The following is a 24,552-nucleotide window of genomic DNA, read 5'->3' on the forward strand; positions in this document are numbered from 1 at the left end:
CCCGAAGGATCCACCGCGCGTCGCGCATCAAGCGCCCACACTTATCGACTGTTAATTTTTAAAGATCAAGTCCGCGCCCACCACCCGAAACCGCGCCCACTTCCAACCACCCGGCACCGCTTCGTTGCACGTCGCTGCATCCGCAGCAGAGAAACGAGATTATGAAGAACGTTTGCTTGGTCGTCAACAGGTTTTTTTAACCACCCCACCCGCCCAGCGCCCCGCAAAGCCTTGCCCACTCTGGCTTCCCGCTTCCCCGCGCCTCCTTGCGAAAGCGCGAAAGATCGAGATTCTAGCCACCTCACTCGGCCCTGGCAAGCGTTATTTTTAAGAACGGTTTGAGAACAGAAATACCGCTCCTCAATACGGTGATTGTGGGGATCAGGGAGGTGGATTCCACTGCGCAGGAATGCCGTCGATCAGACCGTGACCTGCTTCTCCATCAGCCGTCCGACGATCCGCAGAAAGTGATCGACGGACGGTGTGTCGCGGTTCGCTTCTTTCGCGCGGTCGTCCCATCTGCGCAGGCGTAGTGCGTCTTCCGCGTAGGGTTTGGCCAGGAAGGCCTGCGCTTCTTCGCTGCTATAGATACCCCCCTGCAACTCGAGGCTTCGCACCGAGTCGGCCGACAGTTGCCTGAAGTACGTTTCGTCGATCGCGCACAGGCAGCGCTTGGCGTCCACATGCAGCCGGATCGGCTCGAGTACCGCCTCGGGCAGCACCGGTCGCAGGAACGGTAATGCGAAATATTGATGCAGGTCGTCGATGCCGCGCGCCGTCGGCGTCTCGCCCTGCTGGTTCAGCAAGTGGCCGAGATCGTGCAGGAAAGCCGCGGCGATCAGTTCGTCGCTCGCGCCCGCTTCTTCCGCGAGCGCGCCGCTCTGCAATGCGTGCTCGAGTTGCGTGACCGGCTCGCCACTATAGGCAACGTCGCCGTGCTGCTCGAACAACGTACGGATGTCGTCCAGACTCAATGCCACGCTCTTACTCCCACGGTAACGAAAACGTCTTGAGATTCGTGAAGCTTTTCATCGCTTCCTGTACGCCTTCCTTGTAGCCAAGGCCTGAATCCTTGATGCCGCCAAACGGCGTCAGCTCCGACCGGTAGCCCGGCACTTCCCATACGTTCACCGTGCCGACGCGCAGTTCGTTGACGAAACGGATGATCGCGTCCTGACGGTTCGTGCAGACGCCCGATGACAACCCGAACGCCGTGCCGTTGCTGATCCGGATCGCGTCATCAAGCGTATCGAACGTGATGACTGGTGACACCGGACCGAACGTTTCCTCGCGCACGAGCGCCATCGATGGGTCAACGTGATCGAGAACCGTCGGCGAATACAGGGCCCCGCGGCGCTGGTTGCCCACGAGCAGCCGCGCGCCCTGCGCCACCGCTTCGTTCACGCGCGATTCGAAGAACATCGCAGCGGCTTCGTCTATGACGGTACCCATCTGGTTTGCCGAGTCGAACGGATTGCCGTAGACCCACGCAAGCGTTTTCTCCACGACGAGCTCAGTGAAACGCGCCGCGACGCTCTTTTGCACGAGCATGCGTTTGACCGCCGTGCAACGCTGCCCGGAGTTCTTGTACGAGCCCTGCACCGCCAGCGTGGCCGCACGTTCGAGGTCGGCGTCTTCGAGCACGATCAGCGGATCGTTGCCGCCCAGCTCCAGCACGACGCGCCGGTAGCCCGCTCGCGCCGCGATGTGTTTGCCGATTGCCACGCCGCCGGTGAACGTCACGAGTTCCGCGCGCGGATTCGTCACGAGCTCGTCGGCGATTTCGCGCGGGTCGCCCGTCACGACCTGCAGCATCGGCGAGGGCAAACCCGCTTCGTACAGGATGTCCGCGAGATAGTACGCAGACAGCGGCACTTTCTCCGACGGCTTCAGCAGCACGCAGTTGTTGGTCGCGATCGCCGGCGCCACCTTGTGCGCGACCTGGTTCATCGGATGGTTGAATGGCGTGATCGCGACGATCACGCCCGCGAGCGGCTCGCGCTGCGTAAACACGCGACGCTTCTTGCCGTGCGGCGTGAGATCGCACGAAAAACTCTGGCCGTCGTCGCGCAATGTTTCGATCGACGAAAACTTCAGCACGTCCGCGACGCGTCCGATCTCGTAGCGCGAATCCTGCTTCGACAGGCCGGATTCGAGCGAAATCAGATCCGACGCTTCTTCAGTGCGCTCGCGCACCAGCTCAGCCGCGCGCTCAAGAATCCGCGAGCGTTCGTAGCGCGTGAGCTTCGACTGATACGCGGCTGCGTATTCGAACGCGCCGCGCACATCGTCGACGCTTGCAAGCGGCACAGCACCCACGCGCAGCCCCGTATAAGGATCGAATACATCGAGCGTGCGATCGCGCCTCGCGCGCTCGCCCTTCAGGCGCAGCGCTTCTACACGAAACGCGGGGTGATCCTTATGCATGAGCGCATTCATGACTTCACCACATGGTTGAGCGCAAGATCGAAGATGTCGAAGTTGCGCAGGCGTCGGCCTTGCGTCGCGGAACTTTCAATCCGGCGATTGAAAAGCAGCGGCACGGTCTGCTCGGACAAACCGCCGTGCGAGCGCAGCGGCACCGTCAGGCCGGACAGGTCGTGCTGCTCGCGGCGCGTGCCCAGCACGACGTTGCGCGTGCTGACCACGACGATGTCACCCACGCGGTCGTTCGGCAACTCGAAACGCTCGCACGCGGCCTTGTTGTCGAGCACCACCTCGACGCCCGGCAGACCGCCAATGCGTTCGATGACCTGCGCGGCGCTGACGTCACGCGGCAGATAAACCGTCGCGAACGAACCGAGCGCACCGTGGTGAACCACATATGGATCGGTGATCGGCAGAATCACGCGCGCGGTCCGCGCGCCGAGCCAGTCGTCCAGCACGTCCTGCAGGTAGATCACATTGGGCTCGCCCGTCTTCGGATCGTGCTTTGCGTTCATGCCGTGGTCGGCGGTCAGCGCGACCACCCAGCCAAGCGCGTCGAGCTTTGCCAGGTAGCCGTCCATCATCGCGTAGAACGCGTTTGCGCCTTCGGTGCCCGGCGCGGACTTGTGCTGCACGTAATCGGTGGTCGACAGATACATCAGGTCGAGCTTGCGGGTTTCGGCGAGCCGCACGCCCGCCGCGAACACGAATTCGGACAGCCCGGCGCTGTAGACGTCCGGCAGCGGCAGGCCGACCAGATCGAGTACGTTGTCGATGCCGTTTTCCTCGCGCGTCACGCTGTCGGCTTTTTCGGCGGAAAAGCAGATGCCTTTCATCTGCCAGCCGAGCAGACGGCGCAGCTTGTCTTTCGCCGTCACGACCGCCACTTTCGCGTCCACCTCCGACGCGGCGGCCAGCAGCGTGCCGGCACGCAGATACGCGGGATCGTTCATCATGACTTCGGCGCCCTTGCCGCCGTTCGCGTCCGGGTCCCAGAAGTAGTTGCCGCAAATGCCATGCACCGAAGGCGGCACGCCGCACACGATCGACAGGTTATTCGGGTTGGTAAACGACGGAATCACGCAGTCGCCCTTGAAGGCCGCGTCGCCCTTCAGCATCTTGCCGATGAACGGCGCGACGCCGGCCGCCACCGCGGCTTCCAGATAGTCGTATTCGCAACCATCGACGCACACGACGACAACCGGGGTGGACGGAAAGGCGTACTGGCGGCCGTTGGCTTCGAAACTGCGTTGAGTCTGGTTTGACATCGTCTTCATCCATTCGCGTCGATCACGCGCGTTCTTCATCAGTCGAGACTGGAGCGGCCGGTGCCACAGACCGCATCGACCGCGCTCCAGCCAGTTCACAAGCTTCATGCGCACGCTGCCGGCCACCGTTCACGTGCGCGCGCATCAGCGCGGCCGCATGTTCCGCGTCGCGCGCGGCAAGCGCCGCGAGGATCGCGCGGTGCTCGTCCAGCGAGCGCTCCATCGCATCGTCGTGCGCGACAAGCGCCGCACGCCGGAAAAGATTTAGTTCGCCAACCAGCCGCCGATACGTCTCATACAGCTTGCCGTTACCCGCCGCCACCACGATCGTGTCGTGAAACGCGACGTTGGCGCGCGTGTACGCGTCCTCATCCTGCGCGGCGAGCGCGACCTGCATGCTCTCCACCCAGCCACGCAGCTTCGCGAGCTGCGTTCCGTCGAGACGCGCCGCCAGCATCCGGCACGCCGCCTCTTCCAGCACCGCGCGCACGACGTAGATCTCGTCGGCTTCAGCGAGCGTCACGGTGCGCACGAACACGCCACGGTTTTTCTCGGTGCGCACGAGTCCGGCCTGCTCCAGCGCGCGGAACGCTTCCCGCACCGGCCCGCGCGACACCTGCAACCGCGCGGCCCAGTCGGCTTCGTTGAGCTTGTCGCCAGGCGCGAGGTTGCCGTCGACGATCTGGCGCTCGATCGCATCGCGCACCAGGGTTGTCAGCGAATGCCTGCGCACCACGTCAATGGCATCGACAGCAGTGGTTTGCATATTTTCGGTCATTTCGACATTTTTTGCCACATCGATATGCGTGATGTGCCGACAGAGACGCATCACGGGAAAAATCTGGACGGCGGCCGGTCAGTCCACGCGACGGCGTGGAACGCGAGCGGCAATCAGCAGCAGCGCAGCGAGCGAGACGAGCAGAAGAATCAGCGAAAGCGCGGAAGCCGGCAGGTAATAACCCCGCTCGACCTGCCCGACGACGACGATCGGCACGGTTGCAAAACCCGGCGGATAAACGGTCAGGGTCGCGCCCAGTTCACCGAGCGACAGCGCAAAACCCAGCGCGAGACTCGCGCGGATGGCCGGCACGAGTTGCGGCAGCACCACGCGGCGCAACACCATCGCAGGCGGCGCACCGAGACTGGCCGCCGCTTCACGCAGAATGGTCAGCTCGGGGCGCAACGCGGCGCTTGCGCAGCGGTAGCAGAACGGCAAGACGAGCGCGAGCTGCACGAACACGACAATCGCAGCCGAACCCGACAGATCGACGGGCGCCTTGTGATACGCGATCAGCACGGCCAGACCGAGCACGACGCTTGGCACGCCGTTGGGCATCATCGCGATCGTATCGACGAGCGCGCCAAGCCCGCGGCGGTCGCGTCCTTCGAGCGCCAGCGCGAGCCACAACCCGAGTACGGTGCCGAGCACGGCGACGCCGAAGCCGGTTTCGAGGCTCGTGGTGAGCGCATCGAAATCGCTGGAACCGAGGCGTTCGAACCAGCGCATGCTATAGCCGTCGGGCAGGATCGTGCCCGACCAGTGCGCCGCGACGCTCGAGAGCGCGACCACGCCCACCGGCAGCACGAACAGCCAGAAACACAGCAGCGCCGCGAGACCGAGCAGTACGGAGCCCGCGAAACGCACCAGTATGTTGCGCTTCACCGGCCGTGCGCGATGATGGACCGCCGGCAGCGGAACCGGATCGAGTTCAGCGTCCATTGCTCGCGCCTCCTGTCTTGCGTCGGTTGACCTGGCGATACAGCGCGTAAAGCGACAGCGACATCGCCAGCATGACGACGGCGCCCGCCGCCGCGGTCGGAAGGTCGAGGTCGACCGTGGCCGAACTGTAGATTGCGACCGGCAGCGTGATCAGATGCGCGCTGCCGAGCACGAGCAGAATGCCAAACTCGTTGATCGTCAGCAGGAAACAGAGAATCGTGCCGGCCGCGATGCCCGGCCACGCGAGCGGCAGGATCACGCGAAACGCGACCATCCAGCCGTGCGCGCCGAGACTGCGCGCCGCTTCGATCAGGCGCATGTCGAGCGTGGCGAACGAAGCGAGTGTCGGACGCACGACGAACGGCGCGTAAAACACCACTTCAGCGAGCACCACGCCGCCGATACCAAACAGAAAGTCGAGCGGCGGGTTCTCCAGATGAAAGAGCCGTTGCAGCCCGATGCTGACCGAGCCCTGCGAGCCATACAGAAAGATCAGCGTGAACGCGACGAGAAACGATGGAAACGCCACGAACAGTTCGAGGAAGCGCGTCACCATCCGCGCGCCGGGAAACGGCTTGAAGAACAGCAGCGACGCCAGCGCCACGCCAAGCAGCGAAGCGAGCCCGGCGCTTGCGAACAGGATCCACAGCGTCGTGCCGATGACGCCGCGTGTCTCGGGATTCTGGAAAAACTGCGCGTACGCGTGAACGCTGAACCCGTGCGGCCCGGTGAGGCTCAGCAACACGAGCCGCACGAGCGGATAGACCACGAGCGGTCCAAGCACGACGACAAGAAGAAACAGCAGATGCCATTGCGCCGCGCGCTCGCGACGGCGCACCGCCGCCCGGTGCGCCGCGCCGCTGGCCGCGCGATGTGCGTCGGCGAGCGCTTCAGGGCTGGATAAGAACGACATCGTCAGCCTCATAGTGCAGTGAAATGCGCGCGCCCTTCTCCGGCATCATGCCGTGGCCGCGCTGCATCTGGACGAGAACGGGATCGTTCGGCATGGCGTCGAGCGTGACCGATACCGAGAGCACCGCGCCGTACCATTCCACCGAAGCGATCGTGCCGTGCAGCTGCCCTTCGCCAAGCGGCACGATGCGCATGCTCTCCGGGCGCAGACACGCGACGCGTTCACGCTCGTTGTAGCGTGCATCGCCCATCGCGAACGCGACCTGTGGAGGCAGCAGGTTCGCCGCGCCCAGATAGCGCGCGACAAACGCGTCGTTCGGCGCGTCGTACAGCTGCTGCGGCGTGCCAAGCTGCGCAATACGGCCGTCGCGCATCAGGAGCGTCCGGTCGGACAGCACGAGCGCGTCGTCCTGGTCGTGCGTCACGCAGACGATCGTCAGGTTCGGCAAGCGCTCATGCAGCGCCTTGAGTTCAGAGCGCACCGACGCGCGCAGATTGGCGTCGAGCGCGGATAGCGGTTCGTCGAGCAGGAGCACGTCGGGTTCGATCACGAGCGCGCGCGCCAGTGCGACGCGCTGCTGCATGCCGCCTGACAGCTGCGCCGGCATCACGTGCCCGGCGTCGCCCAGCTGCACGAGCTTCAGTGCATCGGCGACGCGTCGCGCGATGTCCTTCGCGGGCGTGCGGCGTGCCTTCAGCCCGAACGCGACGTTCTCATATACAGAGAGATGCGGAAACAGCGCGTAGCTCTGGAACAGCAGGCCCAGATTGCGACGATGCGGCGAGACATGCGTCAGGTCGCGTCCCGCGACCGTCAGCGTGCCCGCCAGCCCGTCAGCTTCGATGAAACCGGCGATAAAGCGCAGCAGCGTCGTCTTGCCGCAACCGCTGCGGCCCAGCACGGTCAGCAATTCGCCGCGCCGGATCGTCAGCGACAGATCATCGAGCACCGTGCGCGAACCGAAGCGCACCGTCAGATGATCGATCTGCACGCCGCCCGGCGTGCCCGGACGCGCATCGCCGAGCGCCTCCGGTTCGGCGCCGAGGGCGCCGGGTTGAGCAAGACTGGCCGTGTTCACCGGTTTCATCCTCCAACATGGATAGTGCTAGTACAGGAAACGACCGCGCGTTACTTCGGCTTGACGACTTCGAGCTGCTTGCCCGACGAACCGATCACGTCGTTCTTCCAGCGTGCCGTCCAGTCAGCCTTCTTCGCCATCACCTGATTCCAGTCCACCGGGATCACCTTCACGCCAGCCGTCGCCTTCTTCACGATTTCGCCGTTCTTGCCGGTCAGCGCAACGTCCGTACGACCCGGGATACCGAAAATATCCGGCACCTTCGACTGCACGTCCGTCGACATCAGGTAGTCGATCAGCTTCTTGCCTTCCGCCTGGTTCGGACCGTTCTTGATCAGGCCGATCGCATACGGCAGCTGGAACGTCGTCGGCTGGCCGCCTTCGTGCGCGAGGAAAATCGGCTTGAGCGACAGGCCACCGTTGGCCGCGTCGTCGAGGTCCATCTGCAGGTCGCCGTTTGCGAACGCGATTTCGTTACGCGAGAGCAGCACGTCGAGATACCCCGTGCCCTTCGTGTGGAACTTCGCGCTCTGCTCGAGCTTCTTCAGGTAGTCGAACGCCTTGTCCTCACCCATCAGCGAGGTCGTGAGAATGATCACGGCCATGCCGTCGCCAGCCGTTGCCGGGTTCGAATACGCCACCTTGCCGCTGAAATCCGGATGCAGCAGATCGGCGAACGTCTTCGGCTGGTTTTTCGTGACTTCGGGGTTGATCGCGAACGTGAAATAGTTGTTCACGAACGTCGCCCACGCGCCATCCGACGCCTTCGCGATCGCCGGCACGTTCTTGTAGTTCACGCTTTCGTAGTTCTGCAGGAGGCCCGTCTGGGCCGCCTGCTGGATGAACGGCGGCAGCGTGACGAGCACGTCGGCCTTCGGCGCATCCTTTTCGATCGTCGCGCGGTTCACCACTTCGCCACTACCCGCGGTGACGATGTTGACCTTCACGCCTTCTTTCTTCTCAAACGCGGGCAGCACGTCCTTGTAGAGGTTCTCAAGGCCGTCGGCCGTGTACAGCACCACCGCGTCAGCCGCGTGCGCCGGCAAGGCAGCACCGCCGAATGCCGCCGCGGCCACCAGTGCCGGAAGCAGTTTGCGGACGATGCCGGCCGTCGTGTGAAGTTGATTCTTCTCTGTCATGTCGCTCTCCGAAAGGCAAAAACCAGACGGTCGGGAAAACCCCATACCTGTTGTGATTGAAACGGCGCGTACGCCGTGCCCGTTTTTTTGCATTGCTACAGCCAGATTGCAGATTGCCGACAACCTTACTGATTCATTTCCAGCGAGACGTCCGGCCGGTAATTGGCTCCGCAACCCCGTGCCTTGCCTGAATGGGCACGGCAAGAATCACAGGTTTCCATGACAGCCGCATGACTATTTTCACGAATTCCAAAAAATGACACAATTCGCCAATAATATGCATATTGCTCGTGCATGCAAGATGCACCTTTCATCTGACTACGGAGGTTGTGTGATTCTCGGAAACGATCCAATCCTGCTGACGCCGGGGCCGCTCTCGACCTCGCCCGAAACCCGCCAGGCGATGTTGCGCGACTGGGGATCGTGGGATGTCGCCTTTAACCAGATGACGCAAACCGTCTGCGCCGACCTGCTCGAAATCGTACATGGCGAAAATGACTACGTGTGCGTGCCGATGCAGGGCAGCGGCACGTTCTCCGTGGAAGCCGCGATCGGCACGCTGGTGCCACGTAACGGTTGCGTGCTCGTGCCGAACAACGGCGCGTACTGCGCGCGGATCGTCAAGATCCTGCAGCGCATGGGCATCGCGTACGTGGAGCTTGCGCTGCGCGAGGACGAGCCGGTGAGCGCCGCCGCCATCGAGGATGCGTTCAACACCGACGCGCGCATCACGCACGTCGCGCAGGTGCATCTGGAAACGAGCGCGGGCCTCCTGAATCCCCTCGATGACATCGCCGCGCTGTGTCAGCGTCATGGCAAAAGCCTGATCGTCGACGCGATGAGCTCGTTTGGCGCGCTGCCAGTCGACCTGCGCAAAGGCGGCATCGACGCATTGATATCGGCGAGCGGAAAGTGCCTCGAAGGGGTGCCGGGCATGGGCTTCGTGATCGTGAAGCGCAGCGTGCTGCTGGCAAGCGAAGACCGCTCGCCTTCGCTCGCGCTCGATCTGCACGACCAGTACGCGTATATGCAGAAGACCACACAGTGGCGCTTCACGCCGCCGACGCACGTCATCGCGGCGTTGCGCAATGCGCTCGACCGCTTTATCGCCGAAGGCGGCCAGCCGGCGCGCGGAGCGCGTTACCAGCAGAACTGCCGGACGCTGATCGACGCGATGAAAGCGCTCGGCTTCGAGCCGTTCCTCGCGGCCGACGTGCAGGCGCCGGTGATCGTCACGTTCCACGCGCCGAAAGACCCGGCGTGGCGTTTTGTGGACTTTTACGCGGCCGTGCGCGACGCCGGCTATGTGCTGTATCCGGGGAAACTTACGCAGGTGGAGACGTTCCGCGTGGGCTGCATCGGCGCCATCGATGCCAACGAACTGCACAGCGCGGTGGCTGCGATCGACCGCTCGCTCAAGAAACTGGGCGTGCGCGTACGCTGACGGCAGGTGCGGCGGCGGAATAAAGGGCAACGCCGTGGAAATACCGGCGCCTCAGGCGATCAGGATTTCCGGGCCGCGCGTCGCGATCGCTTTCGCCAGCGCGCGGTCCGGCGCCAGCTCGGTCACGAGATAGCGGGCCGACTCGAAGCCATTGATCCGCACGGGCGTGACGCGGCCGAACTTCGAGTTGTCCGCGACGACGATCACCATTCCCGCTGCCGCGATCATGCGGCTGCGTACTTCGGCGGCCATGCGCGAGTAATCGGTGAGCCACGCATCGGTCGAAATGCCGCCCGCGCCGATCAGCGCGAAATCCGCGTGGTACTGGTCCAGCTGGTGGATCGTATCGAGGCCGAACGTGGCATCTTCCAGGTCCGACAGTTCGCCGCCGAGCAGCGTCACGCGATTGTCGTTGCGTCTGCCGAGCAGCAGTGCGATGCGCCAGTCGTTGGTGTAGACGGTGAGCCGGTGCCGGTCGGTCAGCGCGCGCGCGACGGCCTGCGTCGTGCTGCCCGAGTCGATGATGACCGAGGCGCCGTCCGGGATGAACTGCGCGGCGCGTTCGCCGATCGCGCGCTTGGCGCTGGCGTTCGCTGCTTCACGCGTATCGAGATCGGGCTCGCGGCGGTCGCTCGACAGCGCGCCGCCGTGGGTTGTCACGATCAGGCCGCGACCGGCCAGCGTATTCAGATCGCGCCGGATCGTCTCGCGCGAGACGTTCAGTTCGCGAACGAGTTCAGCGACCGACAACGCGCCGTTTCTGGCGACCTGCGACAGGATATATTGGTGACGTTGTTCTGCAAGCATCTCTGGGGGTGCCGGGCTGACGGCACGCGTGAGTTCTGAAGGCCGGCGTATTGTATTACGCGATCCGTCGGAACGCTCCGCGCCGTGCGCTTCCCTGCTACCCTGAACGCTCCCGTCACGCATCGTCGATGCGCGCTCCGTCAAACGAACTGCCGATGCGCCCACTGTTTCGCCGACTCCTGCTACTGTTCCACGCCTTGCGCTACGGCGCGCGGCTCGTCTGGCTCGCGGCGCCGGAACACCACAAGCTGCGCTGGGCCGCGACACTTGCAAGCCGTCTGCATGAATCGGACAAGGCGCGCGCAAGCCTGCATGGCGTGCTGCCGCAACTCGGCCCGCTCGCCAGCGCGTTTGCCGCCGCGCTCACCGAACATCCGGAACTCGCGAGCGGCACGCTGCACGACGTGATCGACGCCGTCGACCACATGCAGGCGCCGCTACCGCCGCAAGAGGTGGAACGCGCGCTGGAGGCGGCCTTCGGACGCCCGCTCGCCACGCTGTTCGCATCGGTCGATCTCGTGCCGGCGCGCAACGGCTTTGCCGAACAGACGCATATCGCGCGTCTGGTCGCGCCCGTCGATGGTCACTGCAATGTGTCGATCAAGCTGCTGCGCGCGGCGGAAGTCGAGCAGATCGGCGACGAGGCCGCGCTCCTGCGCTGGGTCGCGCGCTGGCTCGAGAAGTTTTCCGGCACCGCGCGCCGCCTGCAACTGCGGGCGCTCGCCGGATCGTTCACGCAGGAATTGCTACGCCGCTTCGACCTGCGCGCCGAAGCGGCCAATTTCAGCCAGACCGGCCATCACTTCGAGCGCGATACGCGGATCGCCGTGCCAGCCGTGATCTGGGATCTGTGTACGCCCACCACGCTCGTCGCGCAGCGGATCGACACCTTGTCGGTCGCGAACGTCATCGGACTGCACGCGCATCACATCAAGCTCGCGACGCTCGCGGCGCATATCATCGAAGTGGTCAGCGAGCAGGCGTTCGAGCATGGCTTCTTTCACGCGGCGCTCGACGCCGAACGCGTGCGGGTGAGCATCGAGCCCGATACGTGCGGACGCCTCGTGCTGGCGGATTTCGCGATCATGTCGAGCCTCTCCTCGCAGGAGCGCCACTTCTTCGTTCATGGCGCGAGCGCGCTCTTCGAGCAGCAATACGGGCAACTCGCCGACCTGCACCGTGATGCCGGTCACGTGCCGTCCAGCACGCGCACCGAGGTGCTCGAAGCGGAACTGCGCACCCGCGCGGAAGCCCATTTCGCGGATGAACCCGAAGCGCGTTCAGCCGGCGCGCTGTTCCATCACCTCCTGCATGCGGTGCAGCCATTCGAGGGCGCCGTGTCTCCGCGCCTCGCGAATGCGCAGCGCTCGTTCGAGCAGGCCGAGACGCTGGCGCGCGCGTTACACCCCGGCGTCGATACCTGGAACATCGCGCGGCGCACGCTCGCGGGCATCGCGCGACGCGATCTCGGTCATCGCGGCTGGATCAGGCGCCTTTCGCAGGAATTGCCGCACCTCGCGCATATCGTGCCGCGCATGCCGCAACTGGCCGTGCTCTACCTCCAGCATCAGCACGACCAGACACACGCGCAGCGCGATGCCGAACTCACGCGCGAACTGCGCCGCGAAATCAGGCGCACCCGCGCGCTGCTCTGGGCGTGCGCCGTGGGCGGCGCCATGCTGGGCGCAGGCGCGATTCTGTTCGCGCAGTAACGCCGGCCGACTTCCCGCGCGCATCGCCCGGCTCACGCGACACAGTGCAGGTTCGAACAAGACGCCGCTTTCACGGTGGATCACACTGCCGTTTTCGTTCGTCGCGAGCCGTTCGCCGTTCCATGTCCGTCGCCATCAATGCTGTGCTGTTCGTCGTGCTGTGGTCGACGGGCTTCGTGGTCGCCCGCGCGATCACACCGTTTGCCGACCCGAATCTCTTTCTGCTGGCACGCTTTGGTGGAACCGCCGCGCTCTTCACGCTCGTGGCACTCGCGACGCGTGCCGCGTGGCCACGCGGCCGCGATCTGGGCAAGCATCTGCTCGCCGGTGCGTTGTTGCAGGGCGTGTATCTCGGCGCCGGCTACTGGGCCGTCGCGCAGGGGCTGAGCGCGGGCGTGATGGCGCTACTCGGCGCGCTCCAGCCATTGCTGACCGCCGCCGTCGCCGCGCCGCTCCTTGGCGAACGCCTGTCCCCGCGCGGCTGGAGCGGCATGGCGCTTGGCCTGACCGGCGTCGCGCTCGTACTGGAGCCGAAACTCGCCGTCGCCGGTGCCGGTGTGCCCGTGCCGCACGGCAGCGCGCCACCGTGGCTCGTCATCGTCATTTCGGTTCTTGCTGTCTTTTCGATCACGGCGGGCACGCTGTTTCAGAAGACGTCGCTCGCGAAGGCCGACATACGCAGCGCGAGCGCCGTGCAGAATCTGGGCGCGGCCGCCGTCGCCGCAGTGCTGGCACTGGCGCTCGGCGAGCATCGCTGGATTTCCTCGGCACCGCTGTGGGCATCGCTTGCGTGGGGCATCGTGATGCTTTCGGGCGTCAGCGTGACGCTGCTTGTCTGGATGGTCCGGCGCGGCGACGCGTCGCGCGCGACGGCGCTCCTGTTTCTCGCGCCGCCACTTGCCGCCTTCGAAGGCTATATCGGTTTCGGCGAAATGCTGCTGCCCGTGCAGATCGCTGGTTTCGTGTTTGCGCTCGCAGGCGTCTGGCTCGCACGGTCCTGACCGTGGCGCGTCGCTTCGCGTGACGTTGAGTTACGTTGCGTCGCGTTGCATCGCGTGATCGTGACGCATCAGAACGGGGCCGCGACAGCAAGCCCGGTGCGCGGCGCACGCTTGATCCGCCCTCGCGGACAACACCGACCGCTCCCAGACCAGATTGCGTGGTGCGTCAGTCCGCGTTGTCGCCGCCGGCTGGTATTTTCGCGTGGGCCTTGCTGCCAGGCGCCGGTGACCACGCGGGCCGCGTCTTGCGCTGCGAATCGACCACGACGATGTAACGTCCCGCCCACGGCGTGACCTGCCGGTCCGAGTGCAGCACCCAGAGCGACCGGCCGGACGCGACGAGCGCTTCGTATTCGGCGTCGAGAATGCCGTGATGATCGAGAAACACATTCAGCGACGCGGGAATGCGCACGCATCCCTTCGAATGGCGGATGCCAAGCAACGGTTCGAGCCGGTCGGGATCGGTTGCGTGCATCTGGAAGCGCATCTGCGACACGCCGCCCTTCCCCCAGCCGCGCTCGCCTTCGGCCCAGCCCAGATCGAAAATGCGCATGTCACGCTTGCCGTAGCCGCGAATGCCGTTCTGGTTCATCGTGCCTTCGGCGCGAAAGTCCATGTTGTCGGGCGTATGCTCGAAAACGCCGAGCGGCGTGATGAAATGATCGAATTCGCCAGGCCGGCCCGTCGCGACCGGTGACGCGCCGATCATCTGCCATTTGTCAGCCGGCGTCGCGCGGAAATAGATGAAGAGTGCCTGCACGTTGGCGCTGCGGTCCACCAGCACCACATATTCACCCGCCAGGCCGCCAAGATCTTTTGCCGCCAGCGCCGCCTGCAGGCGCGCGCCATACGCGGCCTGATCCGCCGCCGGGACCTTCAGGCGACGCGTGACTTCGCGTGCGAACGCATTGCGCATGAGCAGCGCCCGGCGCGGATCGACCACGCTGCGGGCCTCGGGTGCGGGTGCGGGTGCGGGTGCGGGTGCCGATGCGGGTGCCGATGCGGGTGCCGATGCGGGGGCCGATGCGGGTGCCGATGCGGGCACCGATACCGATGGCGATGCCGACGCGGGCCCGGATGAGCTTGCCGGCATGGCAGGTGTTGCGGGAAGCAGCGGCGGCATCGGCCGCGCCATCGACGCCGCGCCGCTGGCCGGCGTTGCCGTCACGACCGATGCGGGGCTGGCGGCAAACGCGAACGCGCACGACAATGCACACACCGAAGCCACGGCCGCGGGGCCCATCCAGCGATAACGCCGGTCGAATTGCCGAACGCCGGAAGACCTGGCGCCCACGACTGTTGTTCGATGTTTTACGTCGGCCTGATCAGGACATGTGTCGATGTTCATCTCGTCTCTTCGGGCGAGCCCGGTTTTGAATTTAACGCTATCAACCAGCACGCGAGAGGCTCCAGACATATTACCAGGATTGTTCGTCGTGACGATCAGGTATTGAACGTTGACCGGCGAACGGGACGTTAGCCACCACACGGCGACTGCCCCGAATCACACATTGCGCGATACTCACAAGACGAAATCCGTCAAATACGCCAAAGGAAAACCGATGACACCGCCAGATTCCGTCCTGCTTCAACGGCGCATTATCGAAGAACTGCATGTCGCCCAGCGATTCGACGCAGCGGATGAAATTGAAAGACGGGTCGCGTTTCTCGCGCGCTATCTGCACGACAACGGACTGAAGACCTACGTGCTCGGCATCAGCGGCGGCGTCGATTCGACGACTGCGGGACGGCTCGCGCAACTTGCCGTCGAACGTCTACGGGCGGACGGGCACGAGGCACGTTTCATTGCGATGCGCCTGCCATACGGCACGCAACACGACGAAGAGGACGCCCAGCAATCGCTCGCGTTCATCCGCGCCGACGAAAATCTGACCGTCGACATCAAAGCCGCCGCCGATGCCATGCTGGCCGCCGTTGCCGCCGGCGGCACGCCGTTCAGCGACGCCGCGCATCAGGACTTCGTCCTTGGCAACATCAAGGCGCGCCAGCGGATGATCGCGCAGTACGCGGTGGCCGGCGCGCGGGCCGGCGTCGTGATCGGCACCGATCATGCGGCTGAATCCGTGATGGGGTTCTTTACGAAATTCGGCGATGGCGGGGCCGACGTATTGCCGCTGGCGGGGCTGAACAAACGCCGGGTGCGCGAACTGGCGCATGCACTGGGCGCCACGGAAGCCATGGCGTCGAAGACACCTACGGCGGATCTGGAAACGCTGCGTCCACTACGCCCCGACGAAGATGCGTATGGCATCACCTACGAGCAAATCGACGATTTTCTGGAGGGCAAGCCAGTCAGCGACGCGGCGTACGAGACCGTTTTCCGCTTCTATCACGCAACGCGACACAAGCGGGCGCTGCCCTATACGCCATTCGACTGGCCTTTGAACGAATAGCGGAACAGCGACTGGAAAGCACAACGCGCATCGACACGGGAGCGTCGATGCGCGTTGAACAAGTGCTGAAGATGACTGGACGATCAGGCAAGCACGACGAACCGGCTCACTGTTTCACTGTTGCCGCCCGGGCGGTTCGTCACTAAATATCGAGGAGCTGGCTTCGAGTGCCGCGCCGTTCAGATGGAGCGCGTTAACCTGCCGCGCGATGACCTCACCGACGTACGGCACACTCGCGTCCAGCTCGACGACGGCATATGCAGTGGACGTACCGATCTCGTGTACCTGGATCCCGGACGCGTAGTGTCCTAACTCTTTCCTGAGAAAGTCACTCACTTCCTGCTCGGTACACGACTTCGGAATATTCCTGACGGTAAGATTCATGGCGAACCACGGTTACCGGTTACGCCGCTCACTACTGCGCACACGAACCGGCTGCAGGCGTTCACGCCTGTTTTTCGCAGCCGCATGACGGATAATCGCCGCGCCGAGCAACGCCACCGAGATATAAAGAATAATCATTTCAAATCTCCCCTATGCATTTCGTCCTGATATCAGGATAGTCAGAACCTGCTTCAAATGCGATGCGACAATTTGCCATGACATAAGGCGACCGGCAGTTTCAACGGCATCAGGGCACTCGGACCCATTCAAAAAACGCTGATGTGCCTCGCTCATGCGCCATACAAGACGTTGTTAATGAACTGTACCTGATTGAGCGACAAAAAAATCGCAAGAACCATTTTTTTCACGATCCTTTTCATGACCTGTCGCACAGGGCCGAAACGGGGGTAGCAGGCGTCGATTGCCATAAAACGGGCATTCCGGCGGGTTATCGAGGTTGTACGGGTTGTTTTACGGGGCGGCTGGCGTGCGCATCGAATGTGACACGACGGCATCGTCCGCCGCCATGCGGTGGGCGAGCACGAGGAAAAGGGCTGCACGCGGTTACGCCGTGGCGAGCCCTTACCAGACTGTCGCGTGCGTCGCGGTTTGACGCATGTGTGCAGTAACAAGTGAGGCGGCGGGCTGACTTGCGTCAGCTCGCCGTTTCTATCTGCACGCCCTCTTCAGCTCTTGCTGCGCGCCTGCAGAGACCGGATGCGCATCATCGCACCCGTATTGGCGATCGCCGATTCATACATTTTCGCGAGATCGGCCTTGAGCGCCGTACGCGATCCGGCGTCGAGGTAAATCATGTGCCCCGACGGATAAAAGCGCGCGGACAGGTTCTGGCGAATCTGATTGCTCACGAGCGGCATTTCCTGCAAATCGAGGATGGTCTGATAGAACGGTGTGACAAAGTCGTAAAAACCGTTCGCCGACAGCACTTTCAGATCGACATTGAGCGCCATCACCGCAGCCAGATCGCCTGCCGTGTACAGGATGATATTGCCTTTCGAATCGACTCCCTTCTGCGTACCGGTCGGGTCGATGTGGCCGAAGTCCCAGTTGGCGAAGGCCTGGTCGTTGAGATCGGTGAACGAGGAATTCGACGTGAACTTCAACTGTTCATTCAGATAGACATTCCACATCGCCGTGTACACGCCCGTGACGGCTGTCATCGTGGGATCGTTGCCGCCCGAATTCGGGTCGATCTTGCCGGCGATGCCCGTTTCGATTCCGGTGACGCGGCCGTCATACTCCCCAAGCGCAAGCCCCTTCGATTTCAGCAGCGTGGTCAGGAAAAGAGAATTGCCCCGACTGTCGTAACCTGCGATATCGAGACTCCATGCGAGCAGGGTGGTCTTGTCGATACCGGTGTATTCGCTCAGCTTTTCGACCGTCGCGCTGTCGGTGGTCGGGAACTTGCGCAGCGCGGCCAGGTAGTCGGTGCGCGCGAACTGGGCCACTTCTTCAGCGAACGCGCCGAGATCGGTCGGCGTTGGCGCGACGCCGAGCTTGCGGTGATACCACGCATCCGCGGCCGCGGTGGGCAGCGCACCCACCGGATTGCCCGCCTGGGTGTAATCGAGAATCGACGACTGCAGTGTGATGCCGTTCAGATCGACGCCGTCTTCGTGCAGACGGTACGCGAGGACGCAGCTGCGCGCGGTGCCATACGATTCGCCGAACAGGAACTTCGGCGAATTCCAGCGGCTGTTCTTCGTCAGAAAACGCTTGATGAACTGCTTGATCGAATCGGCGTCCTGATCCACGCCCCAGAAATCGCGGTTCTTATGCGGTGCGATGGCCGCCGAATAGCCCGTGCCGACCGGGTTGATGAAAACCAGGTCGCTCTTGTCGAGCAGGCTGTCGGGATTGTCTTCCATCGCATACGGCGCCGGCGGCGTGAAACCCGGCATCGAGGTCTTGATGCGACGTGGCGCGAACGACCCCAGCAGCACGAACACGGAAGACGACCCCGGACCGCCGTTATAGAAAAACGTGACCGGGCGCGTTTCTTCCTTCTGGTCGTCCTGCGTGAACGCCACGTAGAACATCTTCGCGCTCGGTAGCGAACTGCTCGAGTCGACCGTCACGAGGTGACCTGCTGTCGCCGTGTAGTTGATCTTGCGCCCACCTATCGTGATGGTGTGCTTCGTGATCGCCGCGTTCTCGGTGCTGTCGGTCACGGCGTCGTCCGGACCGTTGCCGTAGGCGACCGGATCGAAGAACGGCTTGTCTCCTGCCCGATGCGGCACGGCCGCCGCCATTGGCGATGGGGACGCCGCTGAATTGTGCGGCGACTGTGAACTGCCTGAAGCTGACTCGGGATTCGTCATGATCGCTCCATTGAATTCGTTAACGTCTTGTGAGGTCTTGTGAGTCCTGCAAGATGCCGTCCATCCTCGACGCCACGCGGACTACCGGCGCCACGCCTTCGTGACTGACCGGCAACCCGCTCGCCGAACTATAGTGCTGCCGCCACCTTCTTGCCATCGGGGCTGCCGAGACCCGTGCATGCGTCCCATCCCGGGCCGGCGGAAAAGCTGCCGTTGTTGCCCTGCGTGATGTCGTTGCAGACACCTTGAGCCTGATAAAGCTTTGGATTCACGAATCCGGCAGGCTGCCCTTTTGCCGAGTTGATGCGGGCGATCAGCGCAGCCCAGAGCGGCGCCACCGCACTCGTGCCGCCGACCACCGTGCGTGCGCCATCGATCAGCACGTCATAGCCCGTGGTGGGCGACGCATCCCCCGCCACGTCGGGTACGCCGCGCCCACTGAGCGCGGTCTTGCCGCCCTGCACGGCCGTGACGGATAACCCGTTCTGCCACGCGGGCACCGGGAACGCAGTGCTGACGCCGCCACCACCCGCGCCGCCGTCCGTCCCGTCGTTCCAGACGACCTCCTGCGTTATCGACGTGCCAGACGCCTGCAGGTGCGTGCCGCCACAAGCAAGCACGTACGGGCTCGACGCTGGAAAATCGACGTGTTCGCCGCCATCGCCGACGCCGTCGGACGATCCGCTGTCGCCCGATGCCGCGCAGACCGTCACGCCCATGGTCGCGGCAGCCTGCAATACGCTGTTGAATGCGTTCAGCGACTGCGCGGTCCAGATCGATTCCGGTCCGCCCCAGCTGATCGAAATGACCGAGGGTTTGTGGGTCGCATCATGCACCGCGCGGCTCACCGCATCGAGGAAGCCGGCATCGCTGTTGGCGGTGAAATAGACGGCGATCGTCGCGCCTGGCGCGATGGCCCCCGCGATCTCGATGTCTAGTGTGACTTCGCCGTCAGGCCCGTTCGGATCCCCGCTCGGCTGGTTGCCGCCCTGATCGACGCCGACGGAGACCACCTTCGGCATGGCGACCCCGAGCCCCGAAAAATAGGACTTGAGATCCGCCGCCTGATAACCCCCGCCGAGTTCGATGATGCCGATGCACTCGCCATGGCCGTCACCAGCCGGGAAGTTGTACAACTGCGCGAGTTGCAACGGCGTGAAGGCAGCCTGATGTGTTCGTGCCGCGGCGAAAGGCGGCCGGATGCGAAAGTGCGGCCGCGCCTGCGGACGGTTGTCGAGCCCCAGCACTGCCGTGACGATGCCGTGAAGATCGTCGGGCACACTGATCACGCCGGTTCGGCCGCGGTACTGGCCCATCGCGTGATGCTCGAAATGCTGAAGATGTACGTCGAACGCACCCTGAAAGTTCGCGATCGTGCCGCTCAGCACGACGGTGGCCGCAGCGGCGTCCTCGCGAACGACATTCAACCCGTGTGCCTGCGCGAATGCTCTCAGCTTCGCGACATCGCCGGGCGCGGCGGCGAACCGCTTCGCGAATTCCTCGCGCGAGACGGGCTTTGCTTTCGGGTCACCCGATTCGATCTGCTTCATCAGCGCCTGGAACTGTGGCTCGTCCTGGCGACGCAGCATGACGACAACCTCGATGGTTTCCGCCGGATTGCAGCTGCCGACCACCTTCGAACCTGCCTGCACCGCCCGATCGCTTCCAGCCAGTGGATGTTTTGCCATGGTATCGATACTCCTCCGTACACGGACCTGACGCCACGCGGCTCACATCGCGAAGTTCGCACGAACTCCGGAAAGGCGAGCCGTGTGTACCCCGAAACCCGCGCAGTGCCTGCGTTTCAACGACATCGCTGAACGGTCCGACAGATCCATTCAAACACAGTTCCTCGTGTCGTCACACCTGGCCGTCCGGCCAGTTTGCAACGCCAGCCGCCCCCGGTACGATATTCCTGACCGCGCTATGATTGCGCGGCGCTGCGAATGCAGCACGCCCAAAGAATTAAAGGAACCTCCCATGTCCATTTCAATGTATCAAGCATCCGTGCCCGTACTCGTACGCGGCCTCACCAACCTGCAGGCGGTTCTCGGCAAGGCCGAAGCGCATGCGGCGGAAAAGCAGATCGATCCGCTCGTGCTCACTGGCGCCCGCCTTTTCCCCGACATGCTGCCGTTGAAGCGTCAGGTCTATATCGCGACCGATACAGCAAAAGGCTGCGCCGCGCGTCTCGCCGGCGTCGAAGCGCCGAAATTCGAGGATTTCGAACAGACATTCGACGAACTCGACGCCCGTATCCAGAAGACGATTGATTATCTGAAGGAGTTCAAGCCGGAGCAGATCGACGGTTCGGAAGCGCGTCCGGTTACGATCAAGATGCGCACGGGGCCGGTCGAGTTCGTCGGCCTCAGCTATCTGCTGCATTTTGCGATGCCCAACTTCTTCTTTCACACGACAACCGCTTACGACATCCTGCGTCATAACGGCGTCGAACTGGGCAAGCTCGATTTTCTCGGGCGCGACGCGGCAGGTTGATGTAGCGACATCCATGCAGGAAGTGGCGACGCGTTTTTATGCGTCGCCACGCATGACGCGCGCTGCGATACGCGCACGCGGGTCATGCGCTGGCCTGAAGCAAGGCTTGGAGCAGGATTTGAAGCACGACCTGACGCGCGACTCACGGCACGCGCCGTGCGCCGCGGGTCACATCCGCGGCTGGAACGCGATGATACCCATGCCGGCGAGCGTCACCGCGACGCCGGCGATATCCCACAGCGTCGGCCGAACCTGATCGACGGCCCACAACCACAGGATCGCGACCGCGACATACACGCCGCCGTATGCGGCATACACGCGCCCCGCCGCTGTGCCGTGCAGTGTCAAAAGCCAGGCGAACAGCGCCAGACTCAGCGCGCCCGGTACGAGCAGCCATGGCGAGCCGCCCTCTTTCAGCCAGCGCCACGGCAGATAGCAGCCGGTGATCTCCGCGACGGCGGTCACGGCATAGAGCAGGAATGTTTTCATCGATGAGCGTGTGGTGATGGGTGTGATGCGTCGGCCGGCAGACGCAGCGCTGCATTGGAGCAACGCCGGCCGGCCTGTGGCCTTTATTAACACAATCACTTTGCCGGCGGCGCAATGCGCATGCGAAAGTCGCCGTACTCCGTCGACCTGCCCGATATTTCATGACCGTCCAGTCTCCCTGCATCGACATCTGCAAGTTCGACGACAAGACCGGCCTGTGCATTGGCTGCCTTCGCACGCGCGATGAATGCAAGCGCTGGAAGAAGATGAACGACAAACACCGTCGCAGGATCATCGACGACAGGCCGCGCCGTCAGTCGAAGCTGAAACGGTGAGCCGCCCCGCCTGATCGCTGGGCGGGCTCCCACGTCGCGCCGCCTCCGCCGCTCAGTCGAGCGACAGTCGCAATGCGAAGCCGACCAGCGCGGCAGAAAACGTCCAGCGCTGAACAGTCTGTGCGAGCGGATGGGTCCGCATCCAGTTCGCGATCCGCGCGGCGCCGACTGCACAGGCCACGTCAAAACATGCGCCCATGAGCAACAGCACGACACCCAGTTCCACCACCTGCGCCGCGACTGGCCCCGCCTCCGGCCGAACGAACTGCGGCAACAGCACCGAGCAGAACAGCAATGCCTTTGGATTCAACAGGTTGGTCAGCAACCCCTTGACGAACGCCGCGCGCAGCGGACGCTGTCCGGCTGCCTCGACACCTCCAGCCGGCAATGCGAAAACCGGTGACCGGAAAATCTGGATCGCGATCCACGCGAGATATACCGCGCCGCCATACCGGACGACCTCATAAAGCCACGGCGCACTGCGCAACAGCGCAGCGACGCCGCATGCGGACAGCGTGACGTGCGTCGTGCGCGCCATCGCCAGGCCGCCGGCCGCCGCGAAACCGCTGCGGGCGCCGCGCCCGATACTCGTCTGCATGACGAGCGCCATGTCCGGCCCGGGAACAGCATAGACAACAGCCAGTGCGGCAACAAAAACGACCATCAGATGCGCTGAAACCATGATGAACCTCGCGTTTTACAGGGCTCTATCTTGCTATCGTCGCGGGAGCGATTACTGGCGATTTTCGTGGCATTGGCATCTTGTAATGACGTATCACACTATAATTCAACATCTTTATAGTGCTTTCATCCATACATGAGCAACGATCTCGACAAGATCGATCGCGCCATCCTGGCCGCGCTGCAAACGGACGGACGCATGTCCAACGCGCGTCTCGCCGAAACCGTCGGGTTAAGCGAAACGCCCTGCGCGCGCCGGTTGAAGCGCCTCGAAAACGACGGCTACATCGAGCGCTATCGCGCCATGCTCTCGCGCGCGGCGCTCGGGCTCGGCGTGGTCGCGTTTGTCTACGTGCGGTTTGCCGTACACGACCGGGCAGTCGCCACGCGTTTCGAGCGCGAAATCCTTGCGATTCCCCGCATCCTGTCGTGTCATAACGTGTCGGGCAGCGCAGACTACGTGCTGCAGGTCATCGCGCGCGATCTCGATGATTACGGCACGTTCATGCGCGATCAGCTACGCAGCCTGCCGGGTGTGACGTCCGTGGAGTCGTCGCTGTCGCTGCGGGAAATCAAGGCAAACGGCGGTCTGCCGCTACCCTGAGCCCGCTGCCGCTGACGACCCCGCGGAAGACCACGGACGACCGCACCCGCCATCGACCCATGGCATAGTGCGCACCGGCCGACTATTTTTGCCAGATGATCCACGGAGTTTTCATGAACCACGAACAGGCGCGAGCCGAAGAAAGCAGCGCGATGGAGCGCGTGCTCAACGCGACAAAGAAGGTACAGACGGCGTTCGCGTCGTTGCAGTCGCAATTCCCGCCCGCGGGCGATGGCCGTCCCTCGCAGATGGCTTTGCAGACCTTCGACGCTGCGCTACAGGAACTCGAAGACGCACAGGCCGCATTCGACGAACTCCTCGGCGATCTGCTTGACGGTAACCGCTAGTGGGGTGTTTCGCTCTGCCTGGAACTTAAGCGGCTATCTGCGTAAAAGATCTTCTACGGGATGATCGGACGGCAGGACTCCGAGAGTACGTAGCCGCCATTCCCTCGCCATCATCGCCGACCCGAAACAGCCTGGCCAATTGCTACGCTATGGCCAAACGCCCCGAGACGGCGCGCTACATGAGCGAGAACACATCAACAGCGCGCTGCGTATCCGGGCTTGCGTCACTAAAGAGCAGATTGCCGGCCCGATTGCACCCAGTCTTCAACCCGTAGACCGGGTACCCGGTCGAACTCGCGAAGATTATTCGTGACCAGGATCAGGCCCTGAGACCGGGCGTGCCCGGCGATCATCTGGTCGTAGGGGCCAATCGGCTTGCCATTTTTTTCCAGTTCGGCCCTGAGCTGGCCGCTATGCACGGCCGCCTCATGGTTGTAGTCCAGGACGTCCAGGCGCGCTGCAAAACCCTCGACGACGGCCAGATTTTTCTCCGGCGATGCGGACTTCTCTGCACCATAAATCAACTCCATCAACGTCACTGTGCTGATGCAGAGTTGGCCGTGGTAGTGGTTGAACGCTTCGCGAACCGCATGGGGCTTGTTCTTGATGGTGAAGATGCAGATGTCGTATCGAGCATGCACTTGAGCATCAAAGCCCCTCACGCTCCCGATTGGCAGGCTGGTTGCGCGTGGACATGAAGTCCGGACTGACCCCTTCACCATCAAACCAGCTATCCCATGATTCTCCGGCCGGGGTGAGTATGCGGATGCGACCGATGGCCACCACGTCGACCCGTTTTACATCGTCAGGAAGCGCCACGGCTTTTGGCAGGCGTACCGCCTGACTGCGATTGCTTTTGAAAATGGCACCTTGTTCCATGACGGATTCCTTGGGGTACTGTCGAATGTATATCCAGTTACAGGGGCATGACGGATATGTCAATGCAATATA

Annotated in this window: 25 protein-coding genes; 8 read left to right on the top strand and 17 right to left on the bottom strand. The window is 63.4% G+C overall.

The window, feature by feature from the left end; translation table 11 throughout:
- Positions 1-419: 419 nt before the first annotated feature.
- The 8 genes from BLV45_RS19870 to phnS all read right to left on the bottom strand — a co-directional run bounded on the left by BLV45_RS19870 (position 420) and on the right by phnS (position 8,545).
- Entirely contained in the window at positions 420-980 is a 561-nt protein-coding gene (locus BLV45_RS19870) for a phosphonate degradation HD-domain oxygenase (protein ID WP_090535700.1), read from the bottom strand.
- Positions 981-984: 4 nt separating this feature from the next.
- On the bottom strand, positions 985-2,439 hold the full coding sequence (phnY, locus tag BLV45_RS19875) for a phosphonoacetaldehyde dehydrogenase (RefSeq protein ID WP_090535701.1): 1,455 nt from the start codon (positions 2,437-2,439) through the stop codon (positions 985-987).
- The gene (phnA, locus tag BLV45_RS19880) at positions 2,436-3,695 is read right to left on the bottom strand and encodes a phosphonoacetate hydrolase (RefSeq protein ID WP_090536287.1); all 1,260 of its coding nucleotides are present in this window, start codon (positions 3,693-3,695) and stop codon (positions 2,436-2,438) included. The genes phnY and phnA overlap by 4 nt, the downstream gene beginning before the upstream one ends.
- A gap of 22 nt (positions 3,696-3,717) precedes the next feature.
- Positions 3,718-4,473 (bottom strand): phosphonate utilization associated transcriptional regulator, encoded by a 756-nt coding sequence (locus BLV45_RS19885; RefSeq protein ID WP_090536289.1) that lies wholly within the window; start codon positions 4,471-4,473, stop codon positions 3,718-3,720.
- Between the two features lie 78 nt (positions 4,474-4,551).
- Positions 4,552-5,415 carry a 2-aminoethylphosphonate ABC transport system, membrane component PhnV gene (gene phnV, locus BLV45_RS19890; RefSeq protein WP_090535702.1) on the bottom strand — a complete coding sequence of 288 codons (864 nt, stop codon included), beginning with the start codon at positions 5,413-5,415 and terminating at the stop codon, positions 4,552-4,554.
- Positions 5,405-6,328, bottom strand: coding sequence for a 2-aminoethylphosphonate ABC transporter permease subunit (locus tag BLV45_RS19895; protein ID WP_090536292.1), 924 nt, complete (start codon positions 6,326-6,328; stop codon positions 5,405-5,407). Before BLV45_RS19895 ends, phnV begins: the two co-directional genes overlap by 11 nt.
- On the bottom strand, positions 6,306-7,406 hold the full coding sequence (gene phnT / locus BLV45_RS19900) for a 2-aminoethylphosphonate ABC transport system ATP-binding subunit PhnT (RefSeq protein WP_090536294.1): 1,101 nt from the start codon (positions 7,404-7,406) through the stop codon (positions 6,306-6,308). Before phnT ends, BLV45_RS19895 begins: the two co-directional genes overlap by 23 nt.
- A 50-nt stretch (positions 7,407-7,456) precedes the next feature.
- On the bottom strand, positions 7,457-8,545 hold the full coding sequence (gene phnS / locus BLV45_RS19905; RefSeq protein ID WP_090535703.1) for a 2-aminoethylphosphonate ABC transporter substrate-binding protein: 1,089 nt from the start codon (positions 8,543-8,545) through the stop codon (positions 7,457-7,459).
- A 301-nt stretch (positions 8,546-8,846) separates the two neighbouring features.
- Between phnS and BLV45_RS19910 the strand changes: the two genes are divergently transcribed.
- On the top strand, positions 8,847-9,989 hold the full coding sequence (locus tag BLV45_RS19910) for a 2-aminoethylphosphonate--pyruvate transaminase (RefSeq protein ID WP_407671042.1): 1,143 nt from the start codon (positions 8,847-8,849) through the stop codon (positions 9,987-9,989).
- A 51-nt stretch (positions 9,990-10,040) separates the two neighbouring features.
- Here the strand turns inward: BLV45_RS19910 and BLV45_RS19915 are convergent, their stop codons facing one another.
- Positions 10,041-10,796 carry a DeoR/GlpR family DNA-binding transcription regulator gene (locus BLV45_RS19915; protein ID WP_090535705.1) on the bottom strand — a complete coding sequence of 252 codons (756 nt, stop codon included), beginning with the start codon at positions 10,794-10,796 and terminating at the stop codon, positions 10,041-10,043.
- Between the two features lie 155 nt (positions 10,797-10,951).
- Here BLV45_RS19915 and BLV45_RS19920 point away from each other — a divergent pair, with 155 nt between their 5' ends.
- Positions 10,952-12,508 carry an ABC1 kinase family protein gene (locus tag BLV45_RS19920; protein WP_090536295.1) on the top strand — a complete coding sequence of 519 codons (1,557 nt, stop codon included), beginning with the start codon at positions 10,952-10,954 and terminating at the stop codon, positions 12,506-12,508.
- A gap of 122 nt (positions 12,509-12,630) precedes the next feature.
- Entirely contained in the window at positions 12,631-13,509 is an 879-nt protein-coding gene (locus tag BLV45_RS19925) for a DMT family transporter (protein ID WP_090535706.1), read from the top strand.
- 166 nt (positions 13,510-13,675) lie between these two features.
- Here BLV45_RS19925 and BLV45_RS19930 read toward each other — a convergent pair whose 3' ends face one another.
- Complete coding sequence (locus BLV45_RS19930) at positions 13,676-14,602, bottom strand: L,D-transpeptidase (RefSeq protein ID WP_090535707.1); 927 nt, start codon at positions 14,600-14,602, stop codon at positions 13,676-13,678.
- Between the two features lie 469 nt (positions 14,603-15,071).
- Here BLV45_RS19930 and nadE point away from each other — a divergent pair, with 469 nt between their 5' ends.
- Positions 15,072-15,923 carry an ammonia-dependent NAD(+) synthetase gene (gene nadE / locus BLV45_RS19935; RefSeq protein ID WP_090535708.1) on the top strand — a complete coding sequence of 284 codons (852 nt, stop codon included), beginning with the start codon at positions 15,072-15,074 and terminating at the stop codon, positions 15,921-15,923.
- A gap of 114 nt (positions 15,924-16,037) precedes the next feature.
- Here nadE and BLV45_RS19940 read toward each other — a convergent pair whose 3' ends face one another.
- The 3 genes from BLV45_RS19940 to BLV45_RS19950 form a co-directional block, all read right to left on the bottom strand.
- A complete protein-coding gene (locus BLV45_RS19940; RefSeq protein WP_090535709.1) occupies positions 16,038-16,307 on the bottom strand; it encodes an RNA-binding protein in 270 nt (89 codons plus the stop codon).
- Positions 16,308-16,993: 686 nt separating this feature from the next.
- Positions 16,994-18,649, bottom strand: coding sequence for a S10 family peptidase (locus BLV45_RS19945; protein ID WP_090535710.1), 1,656 nt, complete (start codon positions 18,647-18,649; stop codon positions 16,994-16,996).
- 128 nt (positions 18,650-18,777) lie between these two features.
- On the bottom strand, positions 18,778-20,337 hold the full coding sequence (locus BLV45_RS19950) for a S53 family peptidase (protein WP_090535711.1): 1,560 nt from the start codon (positions 20,335-20,337) through the stop codon (positions 18,778-18,780).
- A 292-nt stretch (positions 20,338-20,629) separates the two neighbouring features.
- On the opposite strand from BLV45_RS19950, the gene BLV45_RS19955 reads away from it, so the two are divergent.
- On the top strand, positions 20,630-21,145 hold the full coding sequence (locus BLV45_RS19955; protein WP_090535712.1) for a DUF1993 domain-containing protein: 516 nt from the start codon (positions 20,630-20,632) through the stop codon (positions 21,143-21,145).
- A gap of 168 nt (positions 21,146-21,313) precedes the next feature.
- Here BLV45_RS19955 and BLV45_RS19960 read toward each other — a convergent pair whose 3' ends face one another.
- Positions 21,314-21,634 carry a YnfA family protein gene (locus tag BLV45_RS19960; RefSeq protein ID WP_090535713.1) on the bottom strand — a complete coding sequence of 107 codons (321 nt, stop codon included), beginning with the start codon at positions 21,632-21,634 and terminating at the stop codon, positions 21,314-21,316.
- A 161-nt stretch (positions 21,635-21,795) separates the two neighbouring features.
- Here BLV45_RS19960 and BLV45_RS19965 point away from each other — a divergent pair, with 161 nt between their 5' ends.
- Positions 21,796-21,969, top strand: coding sequence for a DUF1289 domain-containing protein (locus tag BLV45_RS19965; protein WP_090535714.1), 174 nt, complete (start codon positions 21,796-21,798; stop codon positions 21,967-21,969).
- A gap of 52 nt (positions 21,970-22,021) precedes the next feature.
- Here BLV45_RS19965 and BLV45_RS19970 read toward each other — a convergent pair whose 3' ends face one another.
- Positions 22,022-22,651 carry a LysE family translocator gene (locus BLV45_RS19970; protein WP_090535715.1) on the bottom strand — a complete coding sequence of 210 codons (630 nt, stop codon included), beginning with the start codon at positions 22,649-22,651 and terminating at the stop codon, positions 22,022-22,024.
- 135 nt (positions 22,652-22,786) lie between these two features.
- Here BLV45_RS19970 and BLV45_RS19975 point away from each other — a divergent pair, with 135 nt between their 5' ends.
- Both BLV45_RS19975 and BLV45_RS19980 read left to right on the top strand, forming a co-directional pair.
- On the top strand, positions 22,787-23,254 hold the full coding sequence (locus BLV45_RS19975; protein WP_090535716.1) for an Lrp/AsnC family transcriptional regulator: 468 nt from the start codon (positions 22,787-22,789) through the stop codon (positions 23,252-23,254).
- 113 nt (positions 23,255-23,367) lie between these two features.
- Positions 23,368-23,601 carry a hypothetical protein gene (locus tag BLV45_RS19980; RefSeq protein ID WP_090535717.1) on the top strand — a complete coding sequence of 78 codons (234 nt, stop codon included), beginning with the start codon at positions 23,368-23,370 and terminating at the stop codon, positions 23,599-23,601.
- A gap of 227 nt (positions 23,602-23,828) precedes the next feature.
- Here the strand turns inward: BLV45_RS19980 and vapC are convergent, their stop codons facing one another.
- Positions 23,829-24,242 (bottom strand): type II toxin-antitoxin system tRNA(fMet)-specific endonuclease VapC, encoded by a 414-nt coding sequence (gene vapC / locus BLV45_RS19985; RefSeq protein ID WP_322788617.1) that lies wholly within the window; start codon positions 24,240-24,242, stop codon positions 23,829-23,831.
- A gap of 7 nt (positions 24,243-24,249) precedes the next feature.
- Positions 24,250-24,480 (bottom strand): type II toxin-antitoxin system VapB family antitoxin, encoded by a 231-nt coding sequence (vapB, locus tag BLV45_RS19990; RefSeq protein WP_090535718.1) that lies wholly within the window; start codon positions 24,478-24,480, stop codon positions 24,250-24,252.
- Positions 24,481-24,552: the final 72 nt, after the last annotated feature.

The organism is Paraburkholderia sartisoli (assembly GCF_900107685.1).
GTDB classification, from domain to species: Bacteria; Pseudomonadota; Gammaproteobacteria; order Burkholderiales; family Burkholderiaceae; genus Paraburkholderia; species Paraburkholderia sartisoli.

Coding starts and splice junctions, on each gene's coding strand:
- vapB (WP_090535718.1), bottom strand. CDS start 24,480: ATGGAACAAGGTGCCATTTTCAAAAGCAATCGCAGTCAGGCGGTACGC.
- BLV45_RS19980 (WP_090535717.1), top strand. CDS start 23,368: ATGAACCACGAACAGGCGCGAGCCGAAGAAAGCAGCGCGATGGAGCGC.
- BLV45_RS19970 (WP_090535715.1), bottom strand. CDS start 22,651: ATGGTTTCAGCGCATCTGATGGTCGTTTTTGTTGCCGCACTGGCTGTT.
- BLV45_RS19945 (WP_090535710.1), bottom strand. CDS start 18,649: ATGACGAATCCCGAGTCAGCTTCAGGCAGTTCACAGTCGCCGCACAAT.
- BLV45_RS19940 (WP_090535709.1), bottom strand. CDS start 16,307: ATGAATCTTACCGTCAGGAATATTCCGAAGTCGTGTACCGAGCAGGAA.
- BLV45_RS19975 (WP_090535716.1), top strand. CDS start 22,787: ATGAGCAACGATCTCGACAAGATCGATCGCGCCATCCTGGCCGCGCTG.
- nadE (WP_090535708.1), top strand. CDS start 15,072: ATGACACCGCCAGATTCCGTCCTGCTTCAACGGCGCATTATCGAAGAA.
- BLV45_RS19950 (WP_090535711.1), bottom strand. CDS start 20,337: ATGGCAAAACATCCACTGGCTGGAAGCGATCGGGCGGTGCAGGCAGGT.
- phnS (WP_090535703.1), bottom strand. CDS start 8,545: ATGACAGAGAAGAATCAACTTCACACGACGGCCGGCATCGTCCGCAAA.
- BLV45_RS19960 (WP_090535713.1), bottom strand. CDS start 21,634: ATGAAAACATTCCTGCTCTATGCCGTGACCGCCGTCGCGGAGATCACC.
- phnV (WP_090535702.1), bottom strand. CDS start 5,415: ATGGACGCTGAACTCGATCCGGTTCCGCTGCCGGCGGTCCATCATCGC.
- phnA (WP_090536287.1), bottom strand. CDS start 3,695: ATGTCAAACCAGACTCAACGCAGTTTCGAAGCCAACGGCCGCCAGTAC.
- BLV45_RS19910 (WP_407671042.1), top strand. CDS start 8,847: ATGCACCTTTCATCTGACTACGGAGGTTGTGTGATTCTCGGAAACGAT.
- BLV45_RS19965 (WP_090535714.1), top strand. CDS start 21,796: ATGACCGTCCAGTCTCCCTGCATCGACATCTGCAAGTTCGACGACAAG.
- BLV45_RS19895 (WP_090536292.1), bottom strand. CDS start 6,328: ATGTCGTTCTTATCCAGCCCTGAAGCGCTCGCCGACGCACATCGCGCG.
- phnY (WP_090535701.1), bottom strand. CDS start 2,439: ATGAATGCGCTCATGCATAAGGATCACCCCGCGTTTCGTGTAGAAGCG.
- BLV45_RS19915 (WP_090535705.1), bottom strand. CDS start 10,796: ATGCTTGCAGAACAACGTCACCAATATATCCTGTCGCAGGTCGCCAGA.
- BLV45_RS19955 (WP_090535712.1), top strand. CDS start 20,630: ATGTCCATTTCAATGTATCAAGCATCCGTGCCCGTACTCGTACGCGGC.
- BLV45_RS19920 (WP_090536295.1), top strand. CDS start 10,952: ATGCGCCCACTGTTTCGCCGACTCCTGCTACTGTTCCACGCCTTGCGC.
- BLV45_RS19925 (WP_090535706.1), top strand. CDS start 12,631: ATGTCCGTCGCCATCAATGCTGTGCTGTTCGTCGTGCTGTGGTCGACG.
- BLV45_RS19930 (WP_090535707.1), bottom strand. CDS start 14,602: ATGCCGGCAAGCTCATCCGGGCCCGCGTCGGCATCGCCATCGGTATCG.
- BLV45_RS19885 (WP_090536289.1), bottom strand. CDS start 4,473: ATGACCGAAAATATGCAAACCACTGCTGTCGATGCCATTGACGTGGTG.